Here is a 25940-nt window from a genome sequence, read left to right as displayed (position 1 = left end):
GGCGTCTTCAGGTTGTGAAGTGGCGATCTAAGCCCCGATCCGCGCCAGGCCTTCCGCGATCGCGGGATCAACCTGTACGTCGCGCACGGACATTGGTCGCGTCAGCCGCAGCGTCTCCATGCTTCGCGCGCGTGACAGCGCCACGTACGTTTGCCCCGGTGCAAACGCGCCGCGCCCCAGATCGATCTCGACGCTATCGAGCGTCATGCCCTGCGCCTTGTGGATGGTCAGCGCCCATGCCGGGGCCAGAGGGAATTGCACGTATTTGAATTCCTCCTTGACCTCCATGCGGTTTTCTTTCGCGTTCCAGGTCCAGCGCGCCTGTGGCCACGTCGCGCGCTCGACCTCAACGTCATCGCCGCTATCGAGCGTCACGCTCACGATCGTCTCGTCCAAATCTGTCACTGTGCCGAGCGAGCCGTTGACCCAGCGCCCCTCGGGATCGTTCTGCGTGAAGATCACGCGCGCGCCGCGCTTCAGCACCAATTCCATCGGCGCTGGGAAACGATCACCTTGCGCTTTCGGTGCTTCGCCCTCGAAGCCGCCCGAATAGCGCGCCGCCGCACCCTCCAGATTGGCCAAGCCGCGCGCGTTATAATTGTCCGCTACAGAATTGGTCGCGCACAGCAACACCGGCCGCTTCGGCAACGAGCGCTCCAAGCACACCGTATTGAGGATCGTCACCGCCTCTTCGATACCGCGCATTTCTCGGATCTGCGAGAGCAGGGTAATGAAATCCTGATTGGTCTGGCGATGCACTTCTGTGAGCTCAATCGCCGCCAATGGCGCGTCGCGCAGCACATGTGCGGAGAACGCATAGGGGCTCGCATAGCCGGCATCTTCCAAGAGTTGACCTTCCTCGCCGCGCACGACCGGCGGGAGCTGATAAAAGTCACCCACCAACAACATCTGCACGCCGCCAAACGGCCTCGAAGATTTCCGAGCGATCTGCAGATGAGAGTTCATCGCGTCGAGCACGTCGGCGCGCAGCATCGACACTTCGTCCACGATCAATCGGCGAATAGCGCGTGCGGTGCGGGCGAAAAACCAATGCGGCTTCTCGGCATTGCCAATCATCGGCCGCGGCGGAAAGCCGAAGAAGGAATGCACCGTCTGGCCGCCAATATTCATCGCCGCCAGGCCTGTCGGCGCCAGCACCGCCTGTGGATAGGTCGGGTCAGCGTCCACCAGCGAACGGATGAAATGGCTCTTGCCCGTGCCTGCGCGCCCGGTGACCAGCACAACCGGCGTGCGGTCGTCCAGGGCGGCGCGCGCTCCTGCGACGGCCAAATCGGTATTCTTCGCGGGAATCGACATGCGGAAGGTATATAGGCGCCCGCGCGCTTGCGCTAAGCTCGGCGCATAAAGGAGTTCGCGATGCTTCGTTTCGTCTGCGCGGTCGCCGCCGCTTTCGTGCTTACCGCTTGCGCCGTACAGCCGGCGCCGCCCGCCGCGCCCACCGAGACTCTTGCGAACGACGGCCGCGCCATTGCCGAGGCGCAATGTGCGGGCTGCCACGCCATCGGCGAATATGGCGCAAGCCCCGTGCCCGAGGCGCCCGTCTTCCGCACTATCCTCACCCGCTATCGCGCCGACGTGCTGGAAGAGGAGATGATCCAAGGCATCCAGGTGAACCACCGCATGCCGGATTTCCAATTCAATCCCCAGGGCGCCGATGCGTTGATCGCGTATCTGCGCAGCATTCAACAACCGCCCGCCAACTAGCGTCGTGCGCGCTATGTTGCGCTGCAACCAAGCGCCAGCGCGAATGGCCTGACGATAGTACGAGGATGACGGGTTTGCGGCGCTTGGCTAGGCTCGCGTCCATGACCGAGAACGCCATCGTCTGGTCCTACGCAAACGCCTGGGAGCCGATCGCGCGAAAGCAGCCTGATCAGCCTGCGGTGCTGCAGGGTGATCGCGCGCTATCATGGGCCGAATTCGACGCGCACGCCGATGCGCTGGCCGCGCACATGCTCGCAGCGGGCCTCCACCAGAATTCCAAGGTCGGCGTCTATCTGCACAATTGCGCCGAATACCTCGTCGCCAATTACGCCGCGTTCAAAGCAGGCTTAGCGCCGTTCAACGTCAATTATCGCTACACCGCCGACGAGCTGCTTTATCTCTTCGACAACGCCGATGCCGAAGCGATCGTATTTCACGCGAGCTTCGCCGAACGCGTCGATGAAATCCGCGCGCGTCTGCCGCAAGTGAAATGCTGGATCGCGGTTGAAGAGCCGGGCTATGCTGCGCCGACATGGGCTGAACGCTACGCGCGCGTCATCGCCACTATCCCGGCGCAGCGCCCGATAATCGCACCGTGGGGCCGCTCGAACGACGATCTTCTGATCCTCTACACCGGCGGCACCACAGGTCTGCCGAAAGGCGTGATGTGGCGCCAGGAAGATCAGATCGGCGTCACGGGTTTTGGCGGCTCGCTTTTGCTCGGCGTGCCGCCGCTGGCGCGGCCCGAAGAGGCGGCTGAGCGTATCGCGCAGGTTCCGCGCCGCATTGGTTTGGTCGCGTGCCCGCTGATGCACGGCACAGGCTTGTTCAGTGCATTGATGACCTTGCTCGCCGGCGGCGCCGTCGTTCTGTTGCCGGGGCGGCACTTCGATGCCGAGCAATTGTGGGATGAGGTCGCGCGCCATCGCGTCACCTCGATCGCCATCGTTGGCTTGCCGTTCGCGCAACCATTACTGGAAGCGCTTGAGCGCAATCCAGGCCGCTGGGATTTATCCTGCGTCACCAGTATCGGCTCGTCCGGCGCGATGTGGAGTCGGGAAAACAAGCGCGCTCTTCTGCGCTTCATGCCGCAAGCGATGCTCACCGACGCGTTCTCATCCAGCGAAGCCGTCGGCATGGGCCTTTCTGTGTCGACCGCAGCAGGCGAAAGCCAAACCGCGGCTTTCATCGCCGGCCCTGAATGCGCGGTGTTCACAGAAGATCACCGCCGCGTACAGCCAGGCTCAGGCGAGCGCGGTCTCGTCGCGGTCGGCGGCCATCTGCCGCTCGGGTATTACGGTGACGAGGAAAAAACCAAGCGCACTTTCCCTATAATCGAAGGCAAACGCTGGTCGATCCCCGGCGATTGGGCGACCGTCGAGGCCGACGGTTCGCTGCGTCTGCTTGGGCGTGGCAGCCAGTGCATCAATACCGGCGGCGAGAAAGTATTCCCCGAAGAAGTAGAAGAAGCACTGAAGCGCCATCCCGCCGTGCGTGACGCAGCGGTGATCGGCGCGCCCGACCCGCGCTTTGGCGAGCGCATCTGCGCCGTCGTGGAGCTTCAATTCGACGCGCTCGAACCGTCGCTCTCCGAACTTGCCGCGCACGTGCGCGAGCATCTCGCTGACTACAAAACCCCGCGCGCGCTCGTGATCGTCGATTCCTTGCGCCGTGCGCCCAATGGCAAGCTCGATTACAAAGCTGTCAAAGCCCGCGCACTGGAAATGCTGGGCTAAAGTGCAAGTTGCCGCGCCGCGAGATCGCGCATGATCTCTTCGCTGCCGCCGCCAATCGCGTTGACGCGCACTTCGCGATAGATGCGTTCAACTCGGCTGCCGCGCATATAGCCGGCGCCGCCCATAATCTGCGTCGCTTCACGCGCGCAGAATTCCAGCGTCTGCGTCGCCTGCACTTTGAGCAAGCATAAATCCATCACCGGCGTTTCACCGCGCTGCACCCGCCAAGCGCAATGTTCGAGATAAGCCGTTGTCGCGTTCACGCGCTGCACCATTTCCGCGATCTTGTGGCGGATGACTTGGTGGTCGGCGAGCCGCTTACCAAAGGTGCGTCGTTGCTGCGCCCATTGCGCCGCGTCCTCGATGCACACACGCGCGCTCGCCGTGGCGCCCGACGCCATGCCCAGCCGCTCGCCGTTGAAATTGCGCATGATACCGGCGAAGCCTTGGCCCAGCCCACCGATCAGTTGATCCACGGGCACTTCAACGTCCTCGAAATAGAGCGCCGCCGTATCCGACGCCCACCAGCCTTGCTTTTTCAAAGGTGTGCGCGTCACGCCCTTGGCGTTGAGGTCGATCAAGAGCAGCGAGATGCCGCCGGCGCCATCGCCGCCCGTACGCACCGCTGTCGTTGCCCAATGCGAGGTCATGCCGCCGGTGATGAACATCTTCGAGCCGTTGACGACATAATGATCGCCGCGCCGCTCCGCGCGCGTGGCGATGTTGGCGACGTCCGAGCCAGCGTCCGGCTCGGTGATCGCTAGACTGATCTGCATCTCCCCGCGCAACACAGGCGGCGCGATGCGCTCCTTCATTTCATCCGCGCCGATGGCCAAGATCGGCGGCAGTCCGATGCCGTGCACCATGAGCGCGGTGGAGACGCCGCCCGCGCCCATGCGCGCCAGCTCCTCACTGGTGACAATCCCGTGGAAACGATCAAAGCCTTCGCTCCAGCCGCCATAGTGTTCGGGATAGCCCGCGCCCAAGAGGCCGAACGCACCAGCCTTCTTGAACACCTCGCGCGGAACGTGCTCGGCCTCATCCCATTCCGTCACGAAGGGCATGAGTTCGCGCTCGATGAAGCGCCGCAAGCTGTCGCGCCAAGCGTGATGCGTTTCGCCCATGAACGGAGAGGGCGGGCGTAATGAATCGAAATCGAGAGCGCTGCTTTGGCGACTTGTCATGGGGTTCCTCCGTTCGGGAGCGTGAAGGGAGGGCGGCGCCCGCGCAAGCTGCGCCGCAGCGGAAGGGGTGTCGCGCAAAAGCAAAAAGGCCGCCCCTTGCGGAGCGGCCTTCAAGCTGGAGTTTAGCCTGGGCTTAGTGTGCGCCAGTCGATGACGGGGCGCGGAGATCAAACCGATCCAGCTCCATCACCTTGACCCACGCCTTCACGAAGTCCTTCACGAACTTCTCCTTTGCGTCGGCCGCGCCATAAACCTCGGCGAGCGCACGCAATTGCGAGTGCGAGCCGAAGATGAGATCGGCGCGCGTGCCGGTCCATTTCACTTGGCCGCTCTTGCGGTCGCGGGCTTCGAACTCTTCTTGCGAGCCGCCAATGCCCTTCCACTGCACACTCATGTCGAGCAGGTTGACGAAGAAGTCGTTCGACAACACGCCCGGCTTCGAGGTCAGCACGCCGTGCTTGTCATGGCCGACTTGCAGCACGCGCAGGCCGCCGATCAGCACCGTCATTTCCGGCGCAGAAAGTTCCAGCAATTGCGCGCGATCGACGAGGTGGTCCTCGATCGGCATGATCGGATCCCGCACGTAATTGCGGAAGCCGTCAGCCTTCGGGTTGAGATACTCGAACGAGTGCACTTCGGTTTCTTCTTGCGTCGCGTCCGCACGGCCCGGCGTGAAGGGCACCTTCACGTCAAAGCCGCCGTCCTTCGCCGCTTTCTCGATCGCCGCGGCGCCGCCGAGCACGATCAAATCGGCCAGCGAGACTTTGCCGCCAGATTCCTTTTGGATCGCTTCGAGCTTCGCAATCACCTTCGCAAGTTGGGCCGGCTTGTTTACCTCCCAATCCTTCATCGGCGCCAAACGAATGCGCGCGCCATTAGCGCCGCCGCGACGGTCCGACCCGCGATAGGTCGAGGCCGAGGCCCAAGCCGTTTCGATCAGCTCGCGCGTCGTCAAACCGCTCGCAACAATCTTGGCTTTCAGCGCATCGACATCGGCTGCGCTGATCGTGCTCGGCGCCCCCGAGATCGGGTCTTGCCAGATCAAGGTTTCCTTCGGGACGTACTTGCCCTTGTAGAGTACCTTCGGGCCCATGTCGCGGTGCGTGAGTTTGAACCACGCGCGTGCGAACGCGTCGGCAAACGCCGCAGGGTCTTTGTGGAAGCGGCGCGAGATCTTTTCGTACTCAGGATCGAAACGCATCGCGAGGTCAGCCGTCGTCATCATCGGCTGATGCTTCTTGTTTGGATCGAACGCGTCTTCGACATTGCGGCCCGCGTCGCCTTTCGGCTTCCACTGGTGCGCGCCGGCCGGGCTCTTGGTCAGCTCCCACTCGTAGCCGAACAGCGTGTCGAAATAGCCCATGTCCCACTTGGTCGGGTTCGGCTTCCACGCGCCCTCGATGCCGGAGGTGATCGTGTGACCGGCCATGCCGCTTTCGAACGTCGAAATCCAACCCAAACCTTGCAATTCGATCGAAGCGCCTTCCGGCTCCTTGCCGACATGGCTTTCGGGGCCTGCGCCGTGCGCCTTGCCGAACGTGTGACCGCCGGCGACGAGCGCAACGGTTTCTTCGTCGTTCATCGCCATGCGCGCGAACGTCTCGCGAATGTCGCGGCCCGACGCGACCGGATCAGGATTGCCGTCCGGACCTTGCGGGTTCACGTAGATCAAGCCCATCTGCACCGCGCCCAGATTGCCGGCCAATTGACGATCGCCGGAATAGCGGCTGTTCGGGCCCTTGCTGTCGGCGAGCCACGCTTCTTCAGCGCCCCAATTCACGTGGTTCTCTGGCTCCCAAGTATCAGCGCGGCCGCCGCCGAAGCCAAACACCGGACCGCCCATCGATTCAATCGCGACGTTGCCGGTGAGGATGAGCAGGTCGGCCCACGAAAGCTTCGCGCCGTACTTCTGCTTAATCGGCCAGAGCAGGCGACGGGCTTTGTCGAGGTTGCCGTTATCCGGCCACGAATTGAGCGGTGCGAAACGCTGTTGCCCGCGGCCGCCGCCGCCACGACCGTCGCCCACGCGATAGGTGCCGGCGGCATGCCAGGCCATGCGGATGAAGAACGGGCCGTAATGGCCGTAATCGGCCGGCCACCAATCTTGGCTGTCGGTCATCAACGCGCGGAGATCGGCAATCACCGCGTCGAGATCGAGCGTCTCGAATTCTTTCGCGTAATTGAACGCCGGACCCATCGGGTCGGATGCGGGGGCGTTCTGGTGCAGGACGCCCACATTGACTTGGTTCGGCCACCAATCACGGTTGGTGCGTGCGCGACCATGCGGCACCGGGCATTCTGAGTCTGTTCCGTCGGCCATCTCAGGCTCCTCCTAACGATAAGCGAACGGACTAGCGCGTTAGGGGATATCGACCAAATCGATTTTATGAGATCGACCTATAGAAATTTTCTCTATTTGGGTCGGCGCGACAGCAGCTGGAGCAAAAGGCCGTAATCGTCGTCCATCAGCCCATTGCGCCGGGCGCGCGCTACCGTTTCCCGGCCTTCGTCGGCGATATGCGGCGCCCAGGCGGAGAGCGCGTCGCAACGTGACGCGCTCGGGCGCGGCCGGCGATCGACGGCGAGTTCAACCAGGCTGCCGACATAGCGGCCCACGCCTTGACGAATTTCGCGATCACCGCCGCCGCTCGCGGCCGCGTTCATCGCCGCAATCTCCAACGCGCCGACGAGACCAGCGTCCAACGTCTGCCGCATCGGCACGCCGCACGCGAAGCTATCGCCCAGCGCCATCGACCACGCCTCTGTCGTACGCTCCACTTGCGCCGCATTTGGCCGGCCAGCGAGCAAAGACGCCAACGTCCCGCGGCTCGCTGCATCCGCGTAGCGTAGCGAGGGCAATGCATCGGGCAACGTTGCACACGCAGCGAGCGCGAGGAGGGCGATCAGCGAAACGAAGCGCATCGTTTTCCTTTAGGCCTTGTCGAGCGCTTGGCTCAGATCGGCGATCAGATCGTCTGGATCTTCGATGCCGATTGAGATGCGAATGAGGCCAGGGGTGATCGAATATTTCGCGAGCTCTTCGGCGGGCATGCCGGAGTGCGTCATCGCTGCAGGGTGCGAGGCGAGCGTCTCCGTGCCGCCGAGGCTGACCGCGAGCTTGATCACTTGCAGTGCGTCGAGCACGCGGAATGCGGGCGCTTCGCCGCCCTTCACTTCGAACGAGAAGGTCGAGCCGGCGCTATTGTTCTGGCGTTCGTGCACTGGGCGATCGGGGTGATCATCCGGCAGGAAATCGAGATACCAGACGTTATCGATCTTGGGATGGTCGCGCAGGAATTCCGCAACCTTGCGCGCACCGACTGCGCCCGCTTCCATGCGCAACTTCAGCGTTTCTAACGAGCGCATCAGCAGCCACGCCGTGTGCGTGTCGCCCATCGTGCCAAGCGTGGAACGCATACGGCGCACCGGCGCCAGCATCGCCTTTGAACCCGACGCGCCGCCTGCGATCAGATCGGAGTGGCCGCCCACGTATTTCGTCAGCGACATTACGACGATGTCGGCGCCATGCAGCAGCGGCGTGGAATACACAGGGCCAAGCATCGTGTTATCGACGATCACGGGCGGACGTTTGCCGTCCACAGTGAGCATCTCAGACACTTTTCGTGCGGCTTGAATATCCACGAGCGCATTGGTCGGGTTCGCCGGCGTCTCGATAAAGATCGCGCCGACGCGGCCCTTCTTCTTCGCTTCTTCAGCGGCGCGGCGCATGTCTTCGGCGCCGAGCTCAGCTTCGAACGCGACTTGGCTGATGCCGAATTCCGGCAGGATCGAATGGATCAGAGTTTCCGTGCCGCCATAGATCGGGCGGCTCTGCAGGATGATGTCGCCGGGGCGGAGATAGGCGAGCAGCGCGGTTGAGATCGCCGCCATGCCTGAGGCGAACACGAGCGCCGTCTCGGCTTCATCCCACAACGCCAAACGATCCTCGACCACTTCGAGGTTCGGATTGTTGAAGCGCGAATAGATGAGGCCCGGCTCTTCGTCGGGGCCGAGCTTGCGGCGGCCTTGAATGGTGGCGAAGAAATCCTTGCCGTCCTGCGCGGTCTTGAACACGAAGGTCGAGGTCTGGAATTGCGGCGGCTTCAGCGAACCTTCCGACAACATCGGATCGTAGCCGTAGCCCATCATCAGGGTTTCGGGCTTCAGCGGACGATTGTTAAGCGTGCGCTTGCGCCATTTTTTCTCGGCCACGCGTGTCTCCATAAAGAACGATTTGCGCTCTTCTCGGCTGACGTAGCGTGAAATTCAATGGCTGCGCGACGACGCGCAAGAATTTGCCGGCTTTGCGCTTAGAGCGACCAATCCGCGTCGGCGGGCGCGGGCGTGAGCGTCATTTCCGGCACGGAGAGACCCGCATCGGCTAGGCGCGGGCTCATATTCGGCAGCGGCGGCGCAAAATCTTGTTCCGGCAACGCGCCTTTGCCCGGCTTTGCGCATGCGGCGGAGAATTGGCTCCAGGCGATTGTTGGCGTCGCAGCGGGCTGCACGCTCGGCGCGGGCGCAGCGACAGCGCCGTCCGCGATCTGGGCGGCCAAGCCATCGGCCATCGCCGCCAGCATCGCAAATTCTTCTGCACCGACCATTTGCGGCACGCGGCCCGTGAGGCGCAGCTGCATCGGCAATTGGTACGTCGCGCCCGAAGGTTCGATCACGCGCAGCATCACGCCATGCACGGCGCCCGGCTCACGCGCGAGCACATCATCGTTGGCGACAGAGACGATGCCCCATTGGCGATCGACGATGAAACGCCCGCCCGCATCGTCCACGAGATAAAAGCCCGGCTCCTCGTGCGAAGGAGCGGCTTCAGGCGCGTGCGAAGGGTGGAGCGGCGGAATCATCTTCCGCACACTCTGCCGCTTCGTAGCTAACACCGCGTGAAAGCGATGTTTTTATGTTGTTTAGAGCCCTTAAGCGCTCTTTACGCTTGCTCGCCCCAACCGGCGGCGGCCTTCACTTCGAGGAATTCCTCCAAGCCGAAATGCCCGCCTTCACGGCCCAAGCCTGATTGCTTGTAGCCGCCGAACGGCGTGCCCATGCCGCCCCAGGCGCCATTGATGTGAATGTTGCCGGCGCGGAGCTTGCGCGCGACTTTGCGTGCGCGTTCTTCCGGGCCCGCGACATACGCGGCCAAACCATAGGGCGTGTCATTGGCGATCTTGATCGCTTCTTCTTCGGTTTCGTACGGAATGATCACCAGCACGGGGCCGAAGATTTCTTCGCGCGCGATGGTCATGTTGTTGTTCACGTCGGCGAACACCGTCGGCTTCACGTAATAGCCGCGATTGAAGCCCTCCGGACGGCCGACGCCGCCGGCGGCGACGCGCGCGCCTTCATCAATGCCCTTTTGAATGAGGCCCTGCACCTTCTGGAATTGGTTGGCGTTCGCCAGCGGGCCGATGGCGCCGGGTTCGGCCTTATCCGGCGCCTGCACTTTCACCGATTGTGCGGCGGCGGCGGCGATCGCGACCACTTCTTCGTACTTGGATTTCGGCGCCAGCATACGCGACGGCGCGTTGCAGCTTTGGCCGGTGTTTTGCGCCATGTGCAGCATGCCGCCCGCGACCGCCTTCTTCAGATCGGCGTCGTCCAAGATGATGTTCGGGCTCTTGCCGCCCAATTCGAGCGCAACCTTCTTGATGCCCTTCGCGCACGCTTCCATCACGGCTGTGCCCGCGCGCGTGGAGCCGGTGAAGCTCATCATGTCGACGTCGGGATGCGCCGAGAGCGCCGCACCCACGCCAGGGCCATCGCCGTTGACGAGATTGAACACGCCAGCTGGCACGCCGGCTTCTTCAAGGATTTCGGCAAATAGCACAGCGTTCAGCGGCGCCAGTTCCGACGGCTTCAGCACCATGGTGCAGCCCGCCGCGAGCGCTGGGCCTACCTTCGCGCAGATTTGATTTTGGGGCCAATTCCACGGCGTGATCATGCCGACGACGCCGATCGGCTCCTTCAGGATGCGGCGGCCCTTGCCGTAATCGTACTCGAACGAAAAGTCGTCGAGTTGCTTGCGCGCGTCCATCAGATAGCCAAGGCCCGCCGGCGCTTGCGCAGCGTTCGCCAACGGCAGCGGCGCGCCCATTTCCATCGAAATGGTCTCGGCCATTTCCGGCAGGCGGCGCTGATAGATGGCGATGATCTTGTCGAGCAGCGCTTTGCGCTCGTCGACACTGGTTTGCGAGAAGGTTTCGAACGCGCGCTTCGCGGCGGCGACGGCCTTGTTCACGTCTTCCGCCGTGCCGAGCGAAATGCGGCCGACCGGCTCTTCATTGGCCGGATTGATCACATCATGCGTGCGCGGCTTCGTCGGGGCGACCCATTTGCCGTCGATGTAGAAATTCAGCTTCTCGCGCATGATCGTGCTCCTCCGGGGGAATTTGTTCTGCGTTAGCAGATATAGGGCGTCGCGACGAGTTCGCGTGGCGGCAATGTTGCGCTATGGGGCGGCGGCATGAACGACCACCGCCCCCTCCGCACATTCGGCCGCATCAAGGCCCGCACCCTCAAACCGCGCCAAGCCGGCCTGGTGGAGAGCCTGCTGCCGCATCTGGCCGTGCCGGATGAGGGGGCGCTGGATTGGGATGCATTGTTTTCTCCCTCCCCCGATCAGGGGGAGGGCGGGGCGGGGATTGGCGCGAAGCTATCTGACTTTGGCGCTGTCCCCAACCCCGACCCCGCCCCGCAAGGGGGAGGGGAGCAGATTTTGGAAATCGGCTTCGGCGGCGGCGAGCATTTCGTCGCGCAGGCGACCGCCCATCCGGACCATCGTTTCATCGGCGTCGAGCCCTTCCTCAATGGGGTCGCCTCCTGCTTGCGCCACATCGAGGAAAGCGGCGCACAGAACATCCGTCTGCACCAGGGCGACGCGCGCGACGTGATCGCGCGTTTGCCCGATGCGTCGCTCGATCGCGTCTATATCCTCTTCCCCGATCCCTGGCCGAAGACGCGCCATCACAAGCGCCGCCTGATCCAACCGGAATTTCTGGGCGAGCTCGCGCGCGTCATGAAGCCCGGCGCCGAACTGCGCTTCGCGACGGATTGGGCCAATTACGCCGCCTGGACGCTCGAACATCTGACCCGCGACACGCGCTTCACCTGGCTCGCCGAACGCGCAGCGGACTGGCGCAAACCCTGGCGCGGCCACGTCACCACGCGCTACGAAGAGAAGAAGCTCGGCGATTGCGCCCCGATTTGGCTGCGGTTTGTGCGGGCCTAGGCAGGGGGCTTGGCTCCGGCCCCTAAACCCGCTATATCCCCACCAACACATCGCTGATGTCTCCGGTGGAGACGCAGCGGCGGGGCCCCGGGCTCCGCCGCTTTTTTGTTACCCAATGGAGCCGCACCTGCGCGCTACAAACCCCGTCGAAGAGCGCGTGATCGCGTTGATCGAGCCGACCGCAACTGAGCTCGGCTACCGTATCGTGCGCGTTCGCTTGTCCGGCAATCGTCGTAAACGCCTGCAAATCATGGCCGAACGGCTGTCGGATGGCGAAATGGGCATTCAGGATTGCACGCGGCTCTCGCGCGCTCTCTCGCCCGTGTTCGACCTCGAAGACCCGATCCAGGGCGATTACGATCTTGAGATGTCGTCACCCGGCATCGATCGCCCACTGATGCGCATCGAGGATTTCGAGCGTTTCAAAGGCCACCAAGCCAAGCTCGAAACCGTCGCCATGGCCGACAATCAGCGCCGCTTCAAAGGCGTGATTGCGGCCGTCGAAGGCGACGTGATCGTTCTCCAAACCGAGCAGGGCGAAGCCCGCTTGAAATTCTCGACCCTGTCGGATGCGCGCCTCGTGCTCACCGACAAGCTGATTGCGGAAGATTTGAAACGCGCCAAAGCGGCCGAAGCCGCGGGCGCACAGAGTTCTGACGAAGAGGAAGCATCATGAGCACCGGCATTTCAGCGAACCGGCTTGAAATCCTGCAGATCGCCGACGCGGTCGCGCGTGAAAAGTCGATCGAAAAAGAGATCGTGATCCAGGCCATGGAGCACGCGCTGCAAAAGGCCGCCCGCTCGCGCTATGGCGCCGAGCACGACATCCGCGCCACCATCGACCCGAAGACGGGTGAGATGGAGCTGAAGCGCGTGATGACAGTGGTGGACGACAGCGTCCTCGATCCGGAAACGCGCCCGTTCAATCCCTCGACCGACATCATGCTCAATGTCGCGCTGAAGTCCGACAAAGAAGCCGCGGTCGGCAAGGAGTACGTGGAATTGCTGCCGCCGATCGAATTCGGCCGCGTCGCCGCGCAAACCGCCAAGCAGGTCATCAATCACGAAGTCCGCGAAGCGGAACGTGAACGTCAATACAACGAGTACAAGGATCGCATTGGCGAGATCATCAACGGCGTCGTGAAGCGCGTTGAATTTTACAACGTCATCGTCGATCTCGGCCGCGCCGAAGGCGTGATCCGCAAGTCGGAAGGCATTCCGCGCGAAAATCTTCGCGTCGGAGATCGCACGCGCGCCTACGTCTATGACGTGCGTCGCGAAACCAAGGGCCCGCAAATCTTCCTGAGCCGCGCCAAGCCTGAATTCATGGCGCGCCTGTTCGCGCAGGAAGTGCCAGAGGTTTATGAAGGCGTGATCGAGATCAAGGCCGCCGCCCGCGATCCGGGTTCGCGCGCGAAAATCGCGGTTTTGAGCCATGATTCAAGCATCGATCCGGTCGGCGCCTGCGTCGGTATGCGCGGCGCCCGCGTACAAGCGGTTGTCGGCGAAATGCAGGGCGAGAAGATCGACATCATCCCGTGGTCGTCGGACCCGGCGACGTTCATCGTCAACGCACTGCAGCCGGCGGAAGTTTCCAAGGTCGTGCTCGACCCCGAAGAAGCGCGCGTCGAAGTCGTGGTCGGCGAGGCCCAGCTTTCGCTCGCGATCGGCCGTCGTGGTCAGAACGTCCGCTTGGCCTCGCAACTCACCGGCTGGTCGATCGACATTCTCACCGAAGCCGAAGAATCCGAGCGTCGTCAGAAGGAATTCGCGACGCGCACTGAACTCTTCATCAAGGCGCTGGAAGTGGACGAAATGTTCGCCCAACTCCTGGCCTCGGAAGGATTTGAGACGGTCGAGGAAATCGCCTTTGTTGATTCCATCGAACTGGCCTCGATCGAAGGCTTGAACGACGAAATCGCCGAAGAACTCCAAGCGCGGGCGCAGGAATATCTCGAAAAACAAGCCGCCGAACTCGAAGCCAAGCGCGTTGCACTCGGCGTTGAAGATGCGCTGAAGGCCGTGCCCGGTCTTACGCCGCAAATGCTCGTCGCTTTGGGCGAAAAGGGCGTGAAGACGCTTGAGGATTTCGCCGGCCTCGTCGGCGACGACATCCGCGGCTATTTCGAAACCAAGAACGGCGAGCGCGTGCGCGAGCCGGGCGTGCTCGAAAGCTTCCAGCTGACGCAAGAACAAGCCGATGCACTCGTGCTCAATGCACGGATCGCTGCTGGCTGGATCGAAGCGCCACCGGAAGAAGAAGTTGCTGAAGGAGAGGCGGATGAACTCTCCACCGTCTTCCCAGACCGCGGATGAAGAGACGCGCCGCGGCCGTGAACGCCGCTGCGTCGCCTCCGGCGAAACCTATCCAGATTCCGCGCTGATCCGGTTTGCGCTCGCGCCGGACGGCGTGGTGACGCCCGACGTCGCCTCCAAATTGCCGGGGCGCGGCGTGTGGGTGCGCGCTGACCGTGAGAGCGTGGAACTTGCCGCGCGCAAGGGCGGGTTCGCGCGCGGCTTTAAGGAACAGGTCAAGGTTCCCGATGGTCTCGCCGATCTGGTGGAACGGCTCCTGGCAAAGCGCTGTCTCGATCAACTCGGCCTCGCCCGTCGCGCCGGCGCGATCGCGATTGGCGCCACGCAAGTTGAGGCAGCGATTCGCGCCAAACCGCTCTTTTTGCTGATCGAAGCAGAAGATGGCGCCGAAGAGGGTCGCGAAAAGCTGATGAGCCTCCATATTGGGCTCTGGGGCAGGCCGCCGCGCGCGGTTGGCTGCTTCCAATCCACGGATTTGGGCGTGGCGCTAGGCCGGGAACGTGTGATACACGCTTGCCTGCTTCAAGAGCGCTTGGCGGTGGGCTGGGTGGTGGAAATCGGCCGCCTCGCTGGCTTTCGCACCATCGTCCCAGGCTCTTGGCCCGATTCCTGGCGCTCTGTGTCGTGGAAACTGGGCGGCGCGGATGCTGACGAAAGTCAGGGCCGCGGCCGGCGAACAGACGTTTGAACTACCGCGCGTGACGACGATTTTAGGATTGGCAACTCGACTGCATGTCTGACGGCAACGAACAGAAAGATACTCCCTCCGGTCGCAAACCGCTGACGCTGACGCGTACGGCGAGCGCTGGAACTGTGCGGCAAAGCTTTAGCCACGGCCGCACCAAGCAAGTGGCTGTCGAGGTCCGCGAGAAGCGTTCGATCAATCGCCCCGGCGCCGGTGGCGCAGCCGCGCCCGCAGCGCCCGGCCCTGGCGTGCCGCCCGTGCGCGCCGCGCGCAGCGCAGCACCCGCAGCGCCTGAAGCGCCCGCGCCGCGCGCCACGCCGCCCGGCGGCATCACCGATGACGAGACGCGTCGTCGCGAGGAAGCCGTTCGCCGCGCGATGGCTGAACGCGAAGCGCGCGAGCAACGTCAGCGCGCCGAAGACGAACAACGCCGCGCACTCGAAGAGGCTCAGCGCAAGAAGGCCGCCGAAGATGCAGCACTCGCCGCTGAATCGGACGCGCGCCGTCGCGCCGAGGCGGAAGCCGAAGAAGAAGCCGCAGCAGCCGAGGCTGCACGCCAGGCTGCGTCTGAGCCGCCGAAGCTTGGCTCGCCCGTGCCGCGCCCGAATGCGCCGCAACAACAGCAGCAACAGCCGCCTCAACGCGAAACCGCGCTGCTCGACGAATTGGGCGGCCGTATTAAATCCGCGCGCAAGCCGTTGCCGGCTGCGCCTGTGAAGCCGGCCAAGAAGGGCCAGCCGCAACGTCGCGAAGGCAAGCTCACGCTGGACATGGTGGAACGCATCAGCGAAGGCGACGATGATCGCGTCCGTTCGCTGGCCGCCTATCGCCGTGCGCAGCAAAAAGAAAAAGAACGTCGCGCCAAATTGATGGGCGGCGGCGGTGAGCGCGAACAGATCAAGCGCGAAGTCATCATCCCGGAAACCATCACGGTTCAGGAACTCTCCAACCGTATGGCCGTCCGTGTGGCCGACATCATCAAGTTCATGATGCGTCAGGGCCAGATGATGAAGCAGAGCGACGAGCTTGATGCCGACACGGCCGAGCTTATCGCCACCGATTTCGGCCACACCGTGAAGCGTGTCGCGGAATCTGACGTTGAAGAGGGGCTCGCGGGCGACATCGACGATACGGATGACAATCTGCAGCCGCGTCCGCCAGTCGTGACCATCATGGGCCACGTCGACCACGGCAAAACCTCGCTGCTCGATGCGCTGCGCCAAACTGATGTCGTCTCTGGCGAAGCCGGCGGCATCACCCAGCATATCGGCGCCTATCAGGTGCGTCTCGACAGCGGCCAACGCGTCACCTTCCTGGATACGCCGGGCCACGCCGCGTTTAGCGCCATGCGCGCGCGCGGCGCGCAAGTCACCGACATCGTCGTGCTCGTTGTGGCCGGCGACGACGGCGTCATGCCACAAACGGTCGAAGCCATTCAGCATGCGAAGGCGTCGGGCGTGCCGATGATCGTGGCCATCAACAAGATGGACAAGCCGGACGCCAATCCGGACCGCGTGCTGAGCGAACTCACGCAACACGACGTGATCGTCGAACAATTTGGCGGCGACGTTCAGGTCGTGAAGGTGTCCGCTCTGAAGAAGACCGGTCTCGAGGAACTGATCGAGCAAATCCTGCTGCAAGCGGAAGTGCTAAATCTGCGCGCCAATCCAGATCGCGCGGCGGAAGCGACCGTGATCGAGTCCAAGCTCGATAAGGGCCGTGGCACGGTGGCGACTGTTCTCGTGCAGAAGGGTACTTTGAAGCGCGGCGACATCGTTGTCGTCGGCGCCCAAACGGGCCGTATTCGCGCGATCTCGAACGAGCGCGGTCAACAATTGCAGAGCGCAGGGCCATCCGAGCCCGTTGAGATCATGGGTCTCGAAGGCGTGCCGGAGCCGGGCGACAATCTGAACGTCGTCGAAAACGAAAACCGCGCCCGCGAAGTCGCGAACTATCGTGCACGCACCAAGCAGCGTCAGCGCTCGGGCGGCGGCAAGTCGGCGACGACCTCGCTCGAATCCATGATGGCCAAGTTCAAGGATTCCACGGCGAAGGAATTGCCGGTCCTCATCAAGGCCGACGTGCAAGGCTCGGCGGAAGCGATCGTTGGTTCGCTCGAAAAGCTCGCGCACGAAGAAGTCCGTGCGCGTGTCGTGCTCTCCGGCGTTGGTGGTATCAATGAATCGGACGTCCAGCTCGCCAAGGGCTCGGGTGCGCCGATCATCGGCTTCAATGTCCGCGCCTCAAAAGAAGCGCGCGATCTGGCCGAGCGCGAAGGCGTCGAGATCCGCTATTACAACATCATCTATGACCTGATTGACGACATCAAAGGCGTCATGTCGGGCATGCTCACGCCGATCAATCGCGAAACCTTCCTCGGCAATGCGCAGGTCTTGGAGGTGTTCAACATCTCGAAGGTCGGCAAGGTCGCTGGCTGCCGCGTCACCGACGGCGTGGTCCGCAAGGGCGCCAAGGTCCGTATCTTGCGCGACGATGTCGTGATCCAAGAAATGGGTGTGCTCACGACGCTGAAGCGCTTCAAGGACGAGGTCGATCAGGTCGTCAATGGTCAGGAATGCGGCATGAGCTTTGGCCAATTCCAGGACATCAAGCAGGGCGACGTGATCGAGTGCTTCAACGTCGAAGTGGTGCAACGCTCGCTCTGAGGCGCGGAATGATGCGGCGGGTTGTTCTTGCAGCGGTGGCGGCGTTCGGGCTGATGGCAGGCGCATGCGATCGCGACAATGGCGAGTCCGAGGGGCCGCGCGTTCGCACCACCACGATCGTGGAGCCGGAAACCCGCGTTGATACCGTGCCGCAAGAAGAGCCGGCAGTCGCGCGGACGCAGTGGCGCGCGTCGAGCGACACGGCGCGCACCATCACGGGCAATCTGCGGGTGAGCATGGAAGGCCGTCGTGGCGGGCCGTTGATCTTCGCGTTCGCCAATGGAATCACCGTGCGCGCGCAGCCCTATGACGTTGAGCCGGCGGATTCCCGCTCGGGCGTTGGCGGGCAGAGTTTCGCGGCCGTGCTTGGCGGCGATCCGCGCGTCGATGTGTTCCTCTATCGCGTCGAGAACGAGAACGTGACGGCGAGCGCGGCGCGCGGCGGACTCTGCGGCGAGGGTGTATCGCGCCATATGGCCGTTTCCGAATTCGTCGATTCCAGCGGACGCTGGGTGTTCAAGATCGCGGCGTTCCGCGGCGAGGCGGGGCCATCCTCCGGCGCCGATCCCGAACTCTGCAATGCATTCGCCTTCACGGCGCAGTAAAATGAAACGCAAAGGCAAAGGACACGATCACGGCCACGGGCCGTCGCAACGCCAATTGCGCGCGGCCGAACTCGTACGCCACGCGCTGGTCGATGTGATCACGCGCGAAGATTTGCGCGATCCCGATTTGAAGGGTGTGTCCGTGACGATAGGCGAAGTCCGCGCCTCACCCGATCTGAAGCACATGACGGCGTTCGTTTCCGCGCTCGGGCCGGGTGATCCGCGAATCATCGCCAATGCGCTCACGCGCAGCGCTGGTTTTCTGCGCGGTCGTCTCGCCCGCGCGATCGATCTCAAATTCACGCCCGAGCTGCATTTCCAGCCCGACGTCTCCTACGACGAAGCGCGCCACATCGACGAATTGCTCGCGAGCCCCGAAGTGGCGCGCGATCTGAAGCACGAGGACGAAGACTAAGATGGGCCGCCGTAAGAAGGGCGACGACGTCTCCGGCTGGATCGTGCTCGATAAGCCGGACGACATGACGTCCACGCATGCCGTCTCCGCCGTGCGCCGCATCTTCAATGCACAGAAGGCTGGCCACGCCGGCACGCTTGATCCGCTTGCCTCCGGCATCCTGCCGATCGCGCTGGGCGAGGCGACCAAGACGGTGCCTTGGTTGATGGAAGCGGAGAAGACCTACCTCTTCACCATCAAATGGGGTGCATCGACCGACACTCAGGACCGCGAAGGCAAAGTGACCGCCACAAGCGACGTGCGCCCGAGCGCCGAGGCGATCCGGGAGGCGCTCAAAGCTTTTGTCGGTGAAATCCAGCAGATCCCGCCGCAATTCAGCGCCGTGAAAGTCGACGGCGAGCGCGCTTATGATTTGGCTCGCGATGGCGAAACCGTCGAGTTGCAGCCGCGCGCGGTCGTCGTGCACGAGGCCGAACTGGTAAACACCGAGGGCGAAGATCTCGCCACCTTCCGCGTCCGCTCTGGAAAAGGCTTCTATATCAGGGCATTGGCCCGAGATTTGGCCGCCGCACTCGGTGCGGAGGGTCATGTCTGGCGGCTGCGCCGTGCGGCGGTTGGCCCATTTACAGAAGCCGAATCCGTCACCCTCGACGCGCTCGAGGATTTGCGCCATAAGGGCGCCGCGTCAGAACGCCTTAAACCCGTTGAGACCGCGCTGGCCGACATCCCGGCGCTGGCCATCAATGGTGAGGACGCGTTCAAGCTCAGACAAGGACGGCCCATCGTTCTCCTTCCGCATGTGATGGAGGCGCTGAAGCCGAAATTCCGCGAACGCACCATCGCCGGGCAGGATGCTTCCCGCGCGGCGGTCGCCTTGTTTCAAGGCAAAGCGATTGCGCTGGGCGACGTGCGGGCCGGCAGATTTTCGCCGACTCGCGTGTTCCACCTTGCAGACCAATAGGAGTCCGCGATGTCGATTACTACGGAGCGCAAAGCCGCGCTCATTAAAGACAACGCTAAGACCAAGGGCGACACCGGTTCGCCGGAAGTTCAGGTTGCGATCCTCTCTGAGCGCATCGCCAACCTCACCGAGCACTTCAAGACGCACAAGAAAGACAATCACTCGCGTCAAGGCTTGCTCAAAATGGTTTCTCAGCGCCGTCGTTTGCTCGACTACCTGAAGAGCTGCGATGCGGCGCGCTACCAAGCGCTCATCGAAAAGCTGGGCCTGCGCCGCTAAGCGCAGACTCGTCCTCTCCTCGTATGAGGAGAGGACAGCGCTCGCTTGCGAGCGCAGGTGAGGGGTGCTGACGTAAATGCGTCAGACCTCACGCAATCACCCCTCATCCGTCATCGCGCAAATGCGCGCTGGCACTGGACGAACCTCTTCCGATCCGCGGAAGAGGCAATTTGCGCAACGGATCGCCGTTGCGCTCCGACGAGGCGATTGAGCAGGGGCTCATCGCCTGGAGTTAGATGTATGTTTGATACCAAATCCGTTTCCATCGATTGGGCGGGCCGCCCACTCACGCTTGAAACCGGTCGCGTTGCGCGCCAGGCCGACGGCGCCGTTTACGCTACGTGGGGCGAAACCGCGCTGCTCGCGACGGTCGTTTATGCGAAGGAAGCGAAGCCTGGCCAGGATTTCTTCCCGCTGACCGTGAACTACCAAGAAAAGTATTTCGCTTCGGGCCGCATTCCTGGCGGCTTCTTCAAGCGCGAAGGCCGTCCGACTGAGCGTGAAACGTTGCTGTCGCGCCTGATCGATCGCCCGATCCGTCCGCTCTTCGTCGATGGCTTCAAGAACGAAGTGCAAGTTATCATCACGGTGCTGAGCTGGGATAACGAGAATGAGTCCGATCTGTTGGCGATGGTCGCCGCATCGGCGGCGCTCACGATTTCTGGCGTGCCGTTCATGGGCCCGATCGCCGCTTCGCGGGTGGGCTGGATCGACGGCAAGGCCGTGCTGAACCCGACGATTGCGCAAATGACCACGAGTGATCTCGACCTCGTCGTCGCCGGCACCGCCAACGCGATCATGATGGTCGAGTCGGAAGTGAAGGAACTCACTGAGGCGCAAATGCTCGAAGCGCTTTCGCTCGCGCACAAGGGCATGCAGCCGGTCATCGACGCGATCATCGATCTCGCAGATAAGGCCGGCAAGGAGCCATTCGACTTCACCCCGCCGGACAATTCCGAGCTGAAGAAGAAGATCTTCGATCTCGTCGGCGCCGATCTCTCCGCCGCCTACAAGATTACCAAGAAGGACGAGCGCTACGCCGCCGTCGGTGCGCTGCGCGACAAGGCGAAGGCGGCCCTGGTGAAATCTGAAGCGAACCCGGAAGGCGTCGACGCCAACGTCCTGAAGGAAGTCTTCAAGGAAGTCGAAAGCGACGTCGTGCGCTCGCGCATCGTCAAGGAAAAGGGCCGCATAGACGGCCGTCCGGTCGACAAGGTGCGTCCGATCGAAAGCATGGTCGGCTTCCTACCACGCACGCACGGCTCGGCGCTGTTCACCCGCGGTGAAACGCAAGCCATCGTCGTCGCCACCCTCGGCACCGCAGAAGACGAGCAATTCATCGATGCGCTCTCCGGCACGACTAAAGAGCGCTTCATGCTCCACTACAATTTCCCGCCCTATAGCGTCGGTGAAACGGGCCGCATGGGTGGCGCTGGTCGCCGCGAAATCGGCCACGGCAAATTGGCGTGGCGCGCGATGAAAGCTGTGCTGCCGAGTCAGGAGCAATTCCCCTACACGGTGCGCCTCGTGTCGGAGATCACCGAGTCGAACGGCTCGTCCTCGATGGCCACGGTGTGCGGCAGCTCGCTCGCACTGATGGATGCAGGCGTGCCGATCTCTGCGCCGGTCGCCGGCGTCGCGATGGGGCTCATCCTCGAAGATTACGGCTACGAAGTTCTGACTGACATCCTTGGTGATGAAGACCACCTCGGCGACATGGACTTCAAGGTCGCGGGCACGGCGAAGGGCATCACCTCGCTGCAGATGGACATCAAGGTCGCCGGCATCACGCAGGAGATCATGCAGGTGGCGCTCGATCGCGCGCACGCCGGCCGTATGCACATCCTTGGCGAGATGGCGAAGGCGATGGATGCGCCGCGCGGTGAAGTCGGCAAGAACGCGCCGCGCATCGAGCAGATTAAGATCCCGGTCGATAAGATCCGTGACGTGATCGGCACCGGCGGCAAGGTCATCCGCGAAATCGTGGAAAAGACTGGCGCGAAGGTGAACGTCGAAGACGACGGCACGGTGAAGGTCGCCTCGGCCAACGCCGACTCGATCGAAGCCGCCATCAAGTGGATCAAGTCGCTGACCTCTGAACCGGAAGTCGGCCAGATCTACGAAGGCAAGGTCGTGAAGGTGATGGAGTTCGGCGCCTTCGTGAACTTCTTCGGCGCCAAGGACGGCCTCGTCCACGTCTCCCAACTCGCGCGTGAGCGCGTGGAAAAGCCGGGCGACGTCGTGAAGGAAGGCGACACCGTGAAGGTGAAGCTCTTGGGTTTCGACGATCGCGGCAAGGTAAAGCTCTCGATGAAGGTCGTCGATCAAGCCACCGGCGCTGACCTCTCGGCCGAACTTGGCGAAGAGGCGGAAGATCGTGGCCCCCGTCGCGAACGCAGCGACCGCGGCGATCGCGGCCCGCGTCGTGACCGTGGCGATCGCCCGCGCCGCGAAAGCTCGGGCGACTAAGCCTTAAGCGCAAACGCAAAACAGAAAGCCCGTCGCGCAAGCGGCGGGCTTTTTGTTTGGTCCAGATTTCGCCGCTGTTCGCGCTAAGCTCGCCCCATGTCCGCGCTTGTCATCGTCGCGCGCTTTGCATCGCGCCCGGAAGCCATCATCGCGCAATCCTTGCTGCGTAGCGAAGGGATCGAAACCCTGATGCCCGATTTCAACGTGCTCATGGCCGATTTCGACCCGAGCATGATGGAACACGGCTGGCGCTTACTCGGTCGCGAAGAAGACGCCGCCCAAATCGAAGCCATCCTCCGCGACGCACAGCTCGATCCAAGCTAGTGCAGCGCCATCAGCTTCTCAGGATTGCGCACTAGATAGAGCGCACCGATGCGGCCGTTTTCAGCCGCGATCATCTGCACCTGATCCAACTCGCCATTGAGATACAGCATCAAAGCCGGTGCGCCGTTCACGCGCGCGACCTGCGCGCCGGTCTGCGCTTTGGTTTCGCCGAGCTTGCGCACAATGCTCGCGATGAAGCGCGCAATGTTGTCCGCGCCGCGTATCGGATTGAGCGCCGCGACCTTGCGCCCGCCGCCATCGCTCAACAGCACGGCGTCTTCGGCAAGCACTGTTTTCAGCGCCGTCAGATCACCGCTGATCGCCGCTTGCGCGAACGCAGCGAGCAGCCGCTCGTGCTCCGGCATCGGCGCGGGCGCCGGCCGCGCTTCACGCACCGCCTTGCGCGCCCGCGCCGCAAGTTGCCGGCACGCCGCCTCGCTCTTATCGAGCGTCGCCGCGATTTCGGAGAAGGGCGCATCGAACACGTCGTGCAGCAGAAACGCCGCCCGCTCGCTCGGCGACAAACGATCCAGCGCCAGCAACAATGCAAACGAAAGATCGTCCGCCAATTCAGTATGCCGCGCCGGCGAGAGCGCCTCGGCGTCCAGCACCGGCTCCGGCAGCCAGGGACCGACATAAACCTCACGCCGCGCCTGCGCGCTCTTCAGCCGGTCGAGGCAAAGCCGCGTGACCACGCGCACGAGATACGCTTCCGCATGCTCCACCGCCGCGCGATCGGCGGTCGACCAGCGCAGGAACGCATCCTGCACCATGTCGTCCGCGTCGGCCCGGCTGCCCAGCATGCGATAGGCGAGGCCCGTCAGGCGCCCGCGCAGCGGCTCAAAAGCATCGAGATCGCTCACGCCGCCCGTTTGACCACATCCACCGCCGCGCCGCCAACCTGCACGCGTCGGCATCCCTTGGCGAAGCCCAGCCCTGCTTTAATCAGCCGAACGCACGGCGTCACGCACATCGTCCTCGTTCGTGCTGCGCGCTGTAATCGCATCGGCGAAGCGAAAGCCAAGCACAGTATCGTCGCGCATTGCTTCCGTGTCGCGTCGCAGCACCGCCGCGATCTGATCCGCGGGCATGCCAGCTTCAGTCGACATATTGACGACCAATTGCGCGCACGGTCCGCAATCTTCCACCAGCGCGCCCACGAGCTTCGCCGCGAAATATGCATTCACGGGTGCAGCTTCGAGATGGCGCGCGGCGTCCATCAGTTTGGCGAACTTGAAGAAGGCGTTGGGTGAGCGATCCAGCAGCCATTCCATGTAGCTGACGTCGTAATCGTAGTGTGCGCTCATCTTCCGCAAGCGATGGCGTGCGATGGCTCTAAGCATGGCTTTCTCCTTTGCCGGGGAAGGCGACGTAGAGCGAAAGCGCTGCCGGTATGATCACGGCTGCGATGTCGAAGCCCCAGGTGCGCGCCGTGCAGATGCCCAGCATCGCGCCAATCAACATGCCAACGTGAATGGCCGCGTGGATTGCAAGAAAGCCGGCGCCCGCGACAGCGGCCGGCCAATAACGCACGCGCCAAACGCGCGCGACCAAGCCGAGCCCTGCGGCGAAGAACGCCGCGCCAATGTCCTGCACGAAATGCGGATTATAAGGTCCGGTGAAGGCCACGCCCGGCACGGTATCGTACCAACGCTGCCCATCGGCCCAAATCACCAGCGCATTGATCACGCTCATCGCGCCCAACACACCCGCCGCCGCACGTTTCCACATCTAATCATCCTCCGCAGCCAAGACGAGGCAGCGGGGCGGAGTGTGACATGGGCGGTGAAATTATTCCCCGCCCGTATCCGGCACGCCGACGATGTGGAAACCCGCGTCGACGTGCACGACTTCGCCCGTGGTCGAGCGTCCGAGATCGCTCAGCAGCCAAAGCGCGCAGCCGGCGATGCCTTCCATGCTGGTGTCTTCCTTCATCACCGACCATTCCCGGCCAGTGCTGATCAAACCGCGACCGCCTTGGATGCCAGCGATGGCGAGCGTGCGCATGGCGCCGGCGCTGATCGCGTTGACGCGCTTGCCCTCGGGCCCGAGATCGCGCGCCATGTAGCGCGTGCAGGCTTCGAGTGCGGCCTTCGCCACGCCCATCACATTATAGCTCGGCAGCACGCGCTCGGCGCCGAGATAGGTGAGCGTGAGCATCGAGCCGCCGCGCTCCATCAGCTTCGCCGCGCGCTTGCCGGCGGCGACGAACGAGAATGCGGAAATGTCCATCGAGCGCAGGAAATTCTCGCGCGACGTGTTTTCAATGAACGAGCCCTTGAGCTCGTTCTTGTCGGAGAAGGCGATCGAGTGAACGAGGAAGTCGAGCTTGCCCCATTTCTTTTCAAGTTCGGCGAACACCGCATCGAGATGCGCATCATTGGTGGCGTCGCATTCGAGCACGATCTTCGAGCCGACGCTTTCCGCCAGCGGCTTGATACGCTTTTCGAGCGCTTCGCCCTGATAGGTGAAGGCCAACTCCGCGCCTTGCGCCGCGAGCTGCTGGGCGATGCCCCAGGCGATGGATTTGTCATTGGCGACGCCCATGACCAGGCCGCGCTTGCCGGCCATCAATTCGCCCTTCGGAAACACCCACTCGTCGGCCATCGGTCGCACTCCTGAATTCGATGGCGCGCACCTGCGGGCGCCAGGGCGCCCGGGTCAACCCCAGACCCGTCTTGCAGGCGCCTCTTGACGCGAGGCAGTTTCGATATATCTTTATGTCAGATATATCGAAATATAGACGGAGAAGACATGTACCATCGACATCTGAAGCGCCAGCGCTGCATGCGCGGTCCCCGGCATGGCGAGGGCTTCGGCCATGACCACGAGCGCGGCCATTGGGGCAGGCGGGGTCATCGCCACGGCGGCGGCCTGCGCCGCATGTTCGACCACGGCGACCTCAAATTCGTGGTTCTGGCGCTCATCGCTGAACAGCCCCGCCACGGCTACGAGATCATCAAGGAGATCGAACACCGCGTTGGCGGCGCCTATGCGCCGAGCCCGGGCGTGATCTACCCGCTGCTGACCATGCTCGAAGAAATGGGCCTCGCCCAACTCAGCGCCAGCGAAGGCGCCAAGAAGCTCTACGCCATCACCGAGCAGGGCCAAGCCGAACTCGCGTCGAACAAGGCCAATGTCGACGCACTCTTCGCCCGCATCGCTTCAGCGCGTGAGACCTTCTCCAGCGGCCGCTCACCGCAAATCGTGCGCGCCATGGAAAACCTCAAAGTCGCGCTGCGCCTGCGCATGGAGCGCGGTCCGCTCACGGAAGCGCAATTGCAGGACGTCGCCGCCGCCATCGACGCCGCCGCCCAAGCGATCGAGCGGAGCTAAGC

Annotated in this window: 25 protein-coding genes; 14 read left to right on the top strand and 11 right to left on the bottom strand. The window is 63.1% G+C overall.

Annotated features, from left to right (window positions below):
* Positions 1-27 precede the first annotated feature (27 nt).
* Positions 28-1290, bottom strand: a complete 1263-nt coding sequence (locus tag EPJ54_RS11410; RefSeq protein ID WP_239590879.1) for an ATP-dependent DNA helicase — start codon at positions 1288-1290, stop codon at positions 28-30.
* An 87-nt stretch (positions 1291-1377) separates the two neighbouring features.
* Between EPJ54_RS11410 and EPJ54_RS11405 the strand changes: the two genes are divergently transcribed.
* Together EPJ54_RS11405 and EPJ54_RS11400 are read left to right on the top strand one after the other, a co-directional pair.
* Complete coding sequence (locus EPJ54_RS11405) at positions 1378-1725, top strand: c-type cytochrome (RefSeq protein WP_135211836.1); 348 nt, start codon at positions 1378-1380, stop codon at positions 1723-1725.
* A 101-nt stretch (positions 1726-1826) separates the two neighbouring features.
* Positions 1827-3461 carry an acyl-CoA synthetase gene (locus EPJ54_RS11400; protein WP_135211835.1) on the top strand — a complete coding sequence of 545 codons (1635 nt, stop codon included), beginning with the start codon at positions 1827-1829 and terminating at the stop codon, positions 3459-3461.
* On the opposite strand, the gene EPJ54_RS11395 is transcribed toward EPJ54_RS11400, so the two are convergent.
* The 6 genes from EPJ54_RS11395 to EPJ54_RS11370 all read right to left on the bottom strand — a co-directional run bounded on the left by EPJ54_RS11395 (position 3458) and on the right by EPJ54_RS11370 (position 11021).
* On the bottom strand, positions 3458-4645 hold the full coding sequence (locus tag EPJ54_RS11395; RefSeq protein ID WP_135211834.1) for an acyl-CoA dehydrogenase family protein: 1188 nt from the start codon (positions 4643-4645) through the stop codon (positions 3458-3460). The two genes, EPJ54_RS11400 and EPJ54_RS11395, sit on opposite strands and share 4 nt — an antisense overlap.
* 133 nt (positions 4646-4778) lie before the next feature.
* Positions 4779-6965 (bottom strand): catalase/peroxidase HPI, encoded by a 2187-nt coding sequence (gene katG, locus EPJ54_RS11390; RefSeq protein WP_135211833.1) that lies wholly within the window; start codon positions 6963-6965, stop codon positions 4779-4781.
* Between the two features lie 92 nt (positions 6966-7057).
* Positions 7058-7567 carry a hypothetical protein gene (locus EPJ54_RS11385; protein ID WP_135211832.1) on the bottom strand — a complete coding sequence of 170 codons (510 nt, stop codon included), beginning with the start codon at positions 7565-7567 and terminating at the stop codon, positions 7058-7060.
* A 9-nt stretch (positions 7568-7576) separates the two neighbouring features.
* A complete protein-coding gene (locus EPJ54_RS11380; RefSeq protein WP_135211831.1) occupies positions 7577-8869 on the bottom strand; it encodes a cystathionine gamma-synthase family protein in 1293 nt (430 codons plus the stop codon).
* Between the two features lie 86 nt (positions 8870-8955).
* Complete coding sequence (locus EPJ54_RS11375; protein WP_135211830.1) at positions 8956-9504, bottom strand: hypothetical protein; 549 nt, start codon at positions 9502-9504, stop codon at positions 8956-8958.
* Between the two features lie 80 nt (positions 9505-9584).
* Positions 9585-11021: an aldehyde dehydrogenase family protein gene (locus EPJ54_RS11370; RefSeq protein WP_135211829.1), complete on the bottom strand. Its 1437-nt coding sequence runs from the start codon at positions 11019-11021 to the stop codon at positions 9585-9587.
* A gap of 96 nt (positions 11022-11117) precedes the next feature.
* On the opposite strand from EPJ54_RS11370, the gene trmB reads away from it, so the two are divergent.
* The 11 genes from trmB (at position 11118) to EPJ54_RS11315 (ending at position 22602) form a co-directional block, all read left to right on the top strand.
* The gene (gene trmB, locus EPJ54_RS11365) at positions 11118-11882 is read left to right on the top strand and encodes a tRNA (guanosine(46)-N7)-methyltransferase TrmB (RefSeq protein WP_135211828.1); all 765 of its coding nucleotides are present in this window, start codon (positions 11118-11120) and stop codon (positions 11880-11882) included.
* 115 nt (positions 11883-11997) lie between these two features.
* The gene (gene rimP, locus EPJ54_RS11360; protein ID WP_135211827.1) at positions 11998-12558 is read left to right on the top strand and encodes a ribosome maturation factor RimP; all 561 of its coding nucleotides are present in this window, start codon (positions 11998-12000) and stop codon (positions 12556-12558) included.
* The gene (nusA, locus tag EPJ54_RS11355) at positions 12555-14198 is read left to right on the top strand and encodes a transcription termination factor NusA (protein WP_135211826.1); all 1644 of its coding nucleotides are present in this window, start codon (positions 12555-12557) and stop codon (positions 14196-14198) included. The genes rimP and nusA overlap by 4 nt, the downstream gene beginning before the upstream one ends.
* Positions 14164-14886, top strand: a complete 723-nt coding sequence (locus EPJ54_RS11350) for an RNA-binding protein (RefSeq protein ID WP_135211825.1) — start codon at positions 14164-14166, stop codon at positions 14884-14886. Before nusA ends, EPJ54_RS11350 begins: the two co-directional genes overlap by 35 nt.
* Before the next feature lie 44 nt (positions 14887-14930).
* A complete protein-coding gene (gene infB / locus EPJ54_RS11345) occupies positions 14931-17549 on the top strand; it encodes a translation initiation factor IF-2 (RefSeq protein WP_135211824.1) in 2619 nt (872 codons plus the stop codon).
* An 8-nt stretch (positions 17550-17557) separates the two neighbouring features.
* Positions 17558-18154, top strand: coding sequence for a hypothetical protein (locus EPJ54_RS11340; RefSeq protein WP_135211823.1), 597 nt, complete (start codon positions 17558-17560; stop codon positions 18152-18154).
* Position 18155: 1 nt separating this feature from the next.
* Positions 18156-18569, top strand: a complete 414-nt coding sequence (rbfA, locus tag EPJ54_RS11335) for a 30S ribosome-binding factor RbfA (protein ID WP_135211822.1) — start codon at positions 18156-18158, stop codon at positions 18567-18569.
* 1 nt (position 18570) lies between these two features.
* Positions 18571-19530: a tRNA pseudouridine(55) synthase TruB gene (truB, locus tag EPJ54_RS11330; RefSeq protein WP_135211821.1), complete on the top strand. Its 960-nt coding sequence runs from the start codon at positions 18571-18573 to the stop codon at positions 19528-19530.
* Between the two features lie 9 nt (positions 19531-19539).
* Positions 19540-19809, top strand: a complete 270-nt coding sequence (gene rpsO, locus EPJ54_RS11325; RefSeq protein WP_135211820.1) for a 30S ribosomal protein S15 — start codon at positions 19540-19542, stop codon at positions 19807-19809.
* A gap of 240 nt (positions 19810-20049) precedes the next feature.
* Positions 20050-22278, top strand: a complete 2229-nt coding sequence (pnp, locus tag EPJ54_RS11320; RefSeq protein WP_135211819.1) for a polyribonucleotide nucleotidyltransferase — start codon at positions 20050-20052, stop codon at positions 22276-22278.
* A gap of 96 nt (positions 22279-22374) precedes the next feature.
* Positions 22375-22602, top strand: coding sequence for a putative signal transducing protein (locus tag EPJ54_RS11315; protein ID WP_135211818.1), 228 nt, complete (start codon positions 22375-22377; stop codon positions 22600-22602).
* Here the strand turns inward: EPJ54_RS11315 and EPJ54_RS11310 are convergent.
* The 4 genes from EPJ54_RS11310 to EPJ54_RS11295 form a co-directional block, all read right to left on the bottom strand.
* Positions 22599-23465 (bottom strand): sigma-70 family RNA polymerase sigma factor, encoded by an 867-nt coding sequence (locus tag EPJ54_RS11310; RefSeq protein ID WP_239590877.1) that lies wholly within the window; start codon positions 23463-23465, stop codon positions 22599-22601. The genes EPJ54_RS11315 and EPJ54_RS11310 overlap by 4 nt on opposite strands.
* Positions 23466-23543: 78 nt before the next feature.
* Positions 23544-23945, bottom strand: coding sequence for a hypothetical protein (locus tag EPJ54_RS11305; protein ID WP_239590876.1), 402 nt, complete (start codon positions 23943-23945; stop codon positions 23544-23546).
* On the bottom strand, positions 23938-24333 hold the full coding sequence (locus tag EPJ54_RS11300) for a hypothetical protein (protein WP_135211816.1): 396 nt from the start codon (positions 24331-24333) through the stop codon (positions 23938-23940). Before EPJ54_RS11300 ends, EPJ54_RS11305 begins: the two co-directional genes overlap by 8 nt.
* Positions 24334-24393: 60 nt before the next feature.
* Positions 24394-25209 (bottom strand): enoyl-ACP reductase FabI, encoded by an 816-nt coding sequence (locus EPJ54_RS11295; protein WP_135211815.1) that lies wholly within the window; start codon positions 25207-25209, stop codon positions 24394-24396.
* A gap of 147 nt (positions 25210-25356) precedes the next feature.
* On the opposite strand from EPJ54_RS11295, the gene EPJ54_RS11290 reads away from it, so the two are divergent.
* The gene (locus EPJ54_RS11290; protein WP_135211814.1) at positions 25357-25938 is read left to right on the top strand and encodes a PadR family transcriptional regulator; all 582 of its coding nucleotides are present in this window, start codon (positions 25357-25359) and stop codon (positions 25936-25938) included.
* The last annotated feature ends 2 nt before the right edge of the window (positions 25939-25940 follow it).

This window comes from Vitreimonas flagellata, assembly GCF_004634425.1.
Taxonomy (GTDB): Bacteria; Pseudomonadota; Alphaproteobacteria; order Caulobacterales; family Aquidulcibacteraceae; genus Vitreimonas; species Vitreimonas flagellata.
This window is presented reverse-complemented; position numbering and strand designations above follow the sequence as displayed.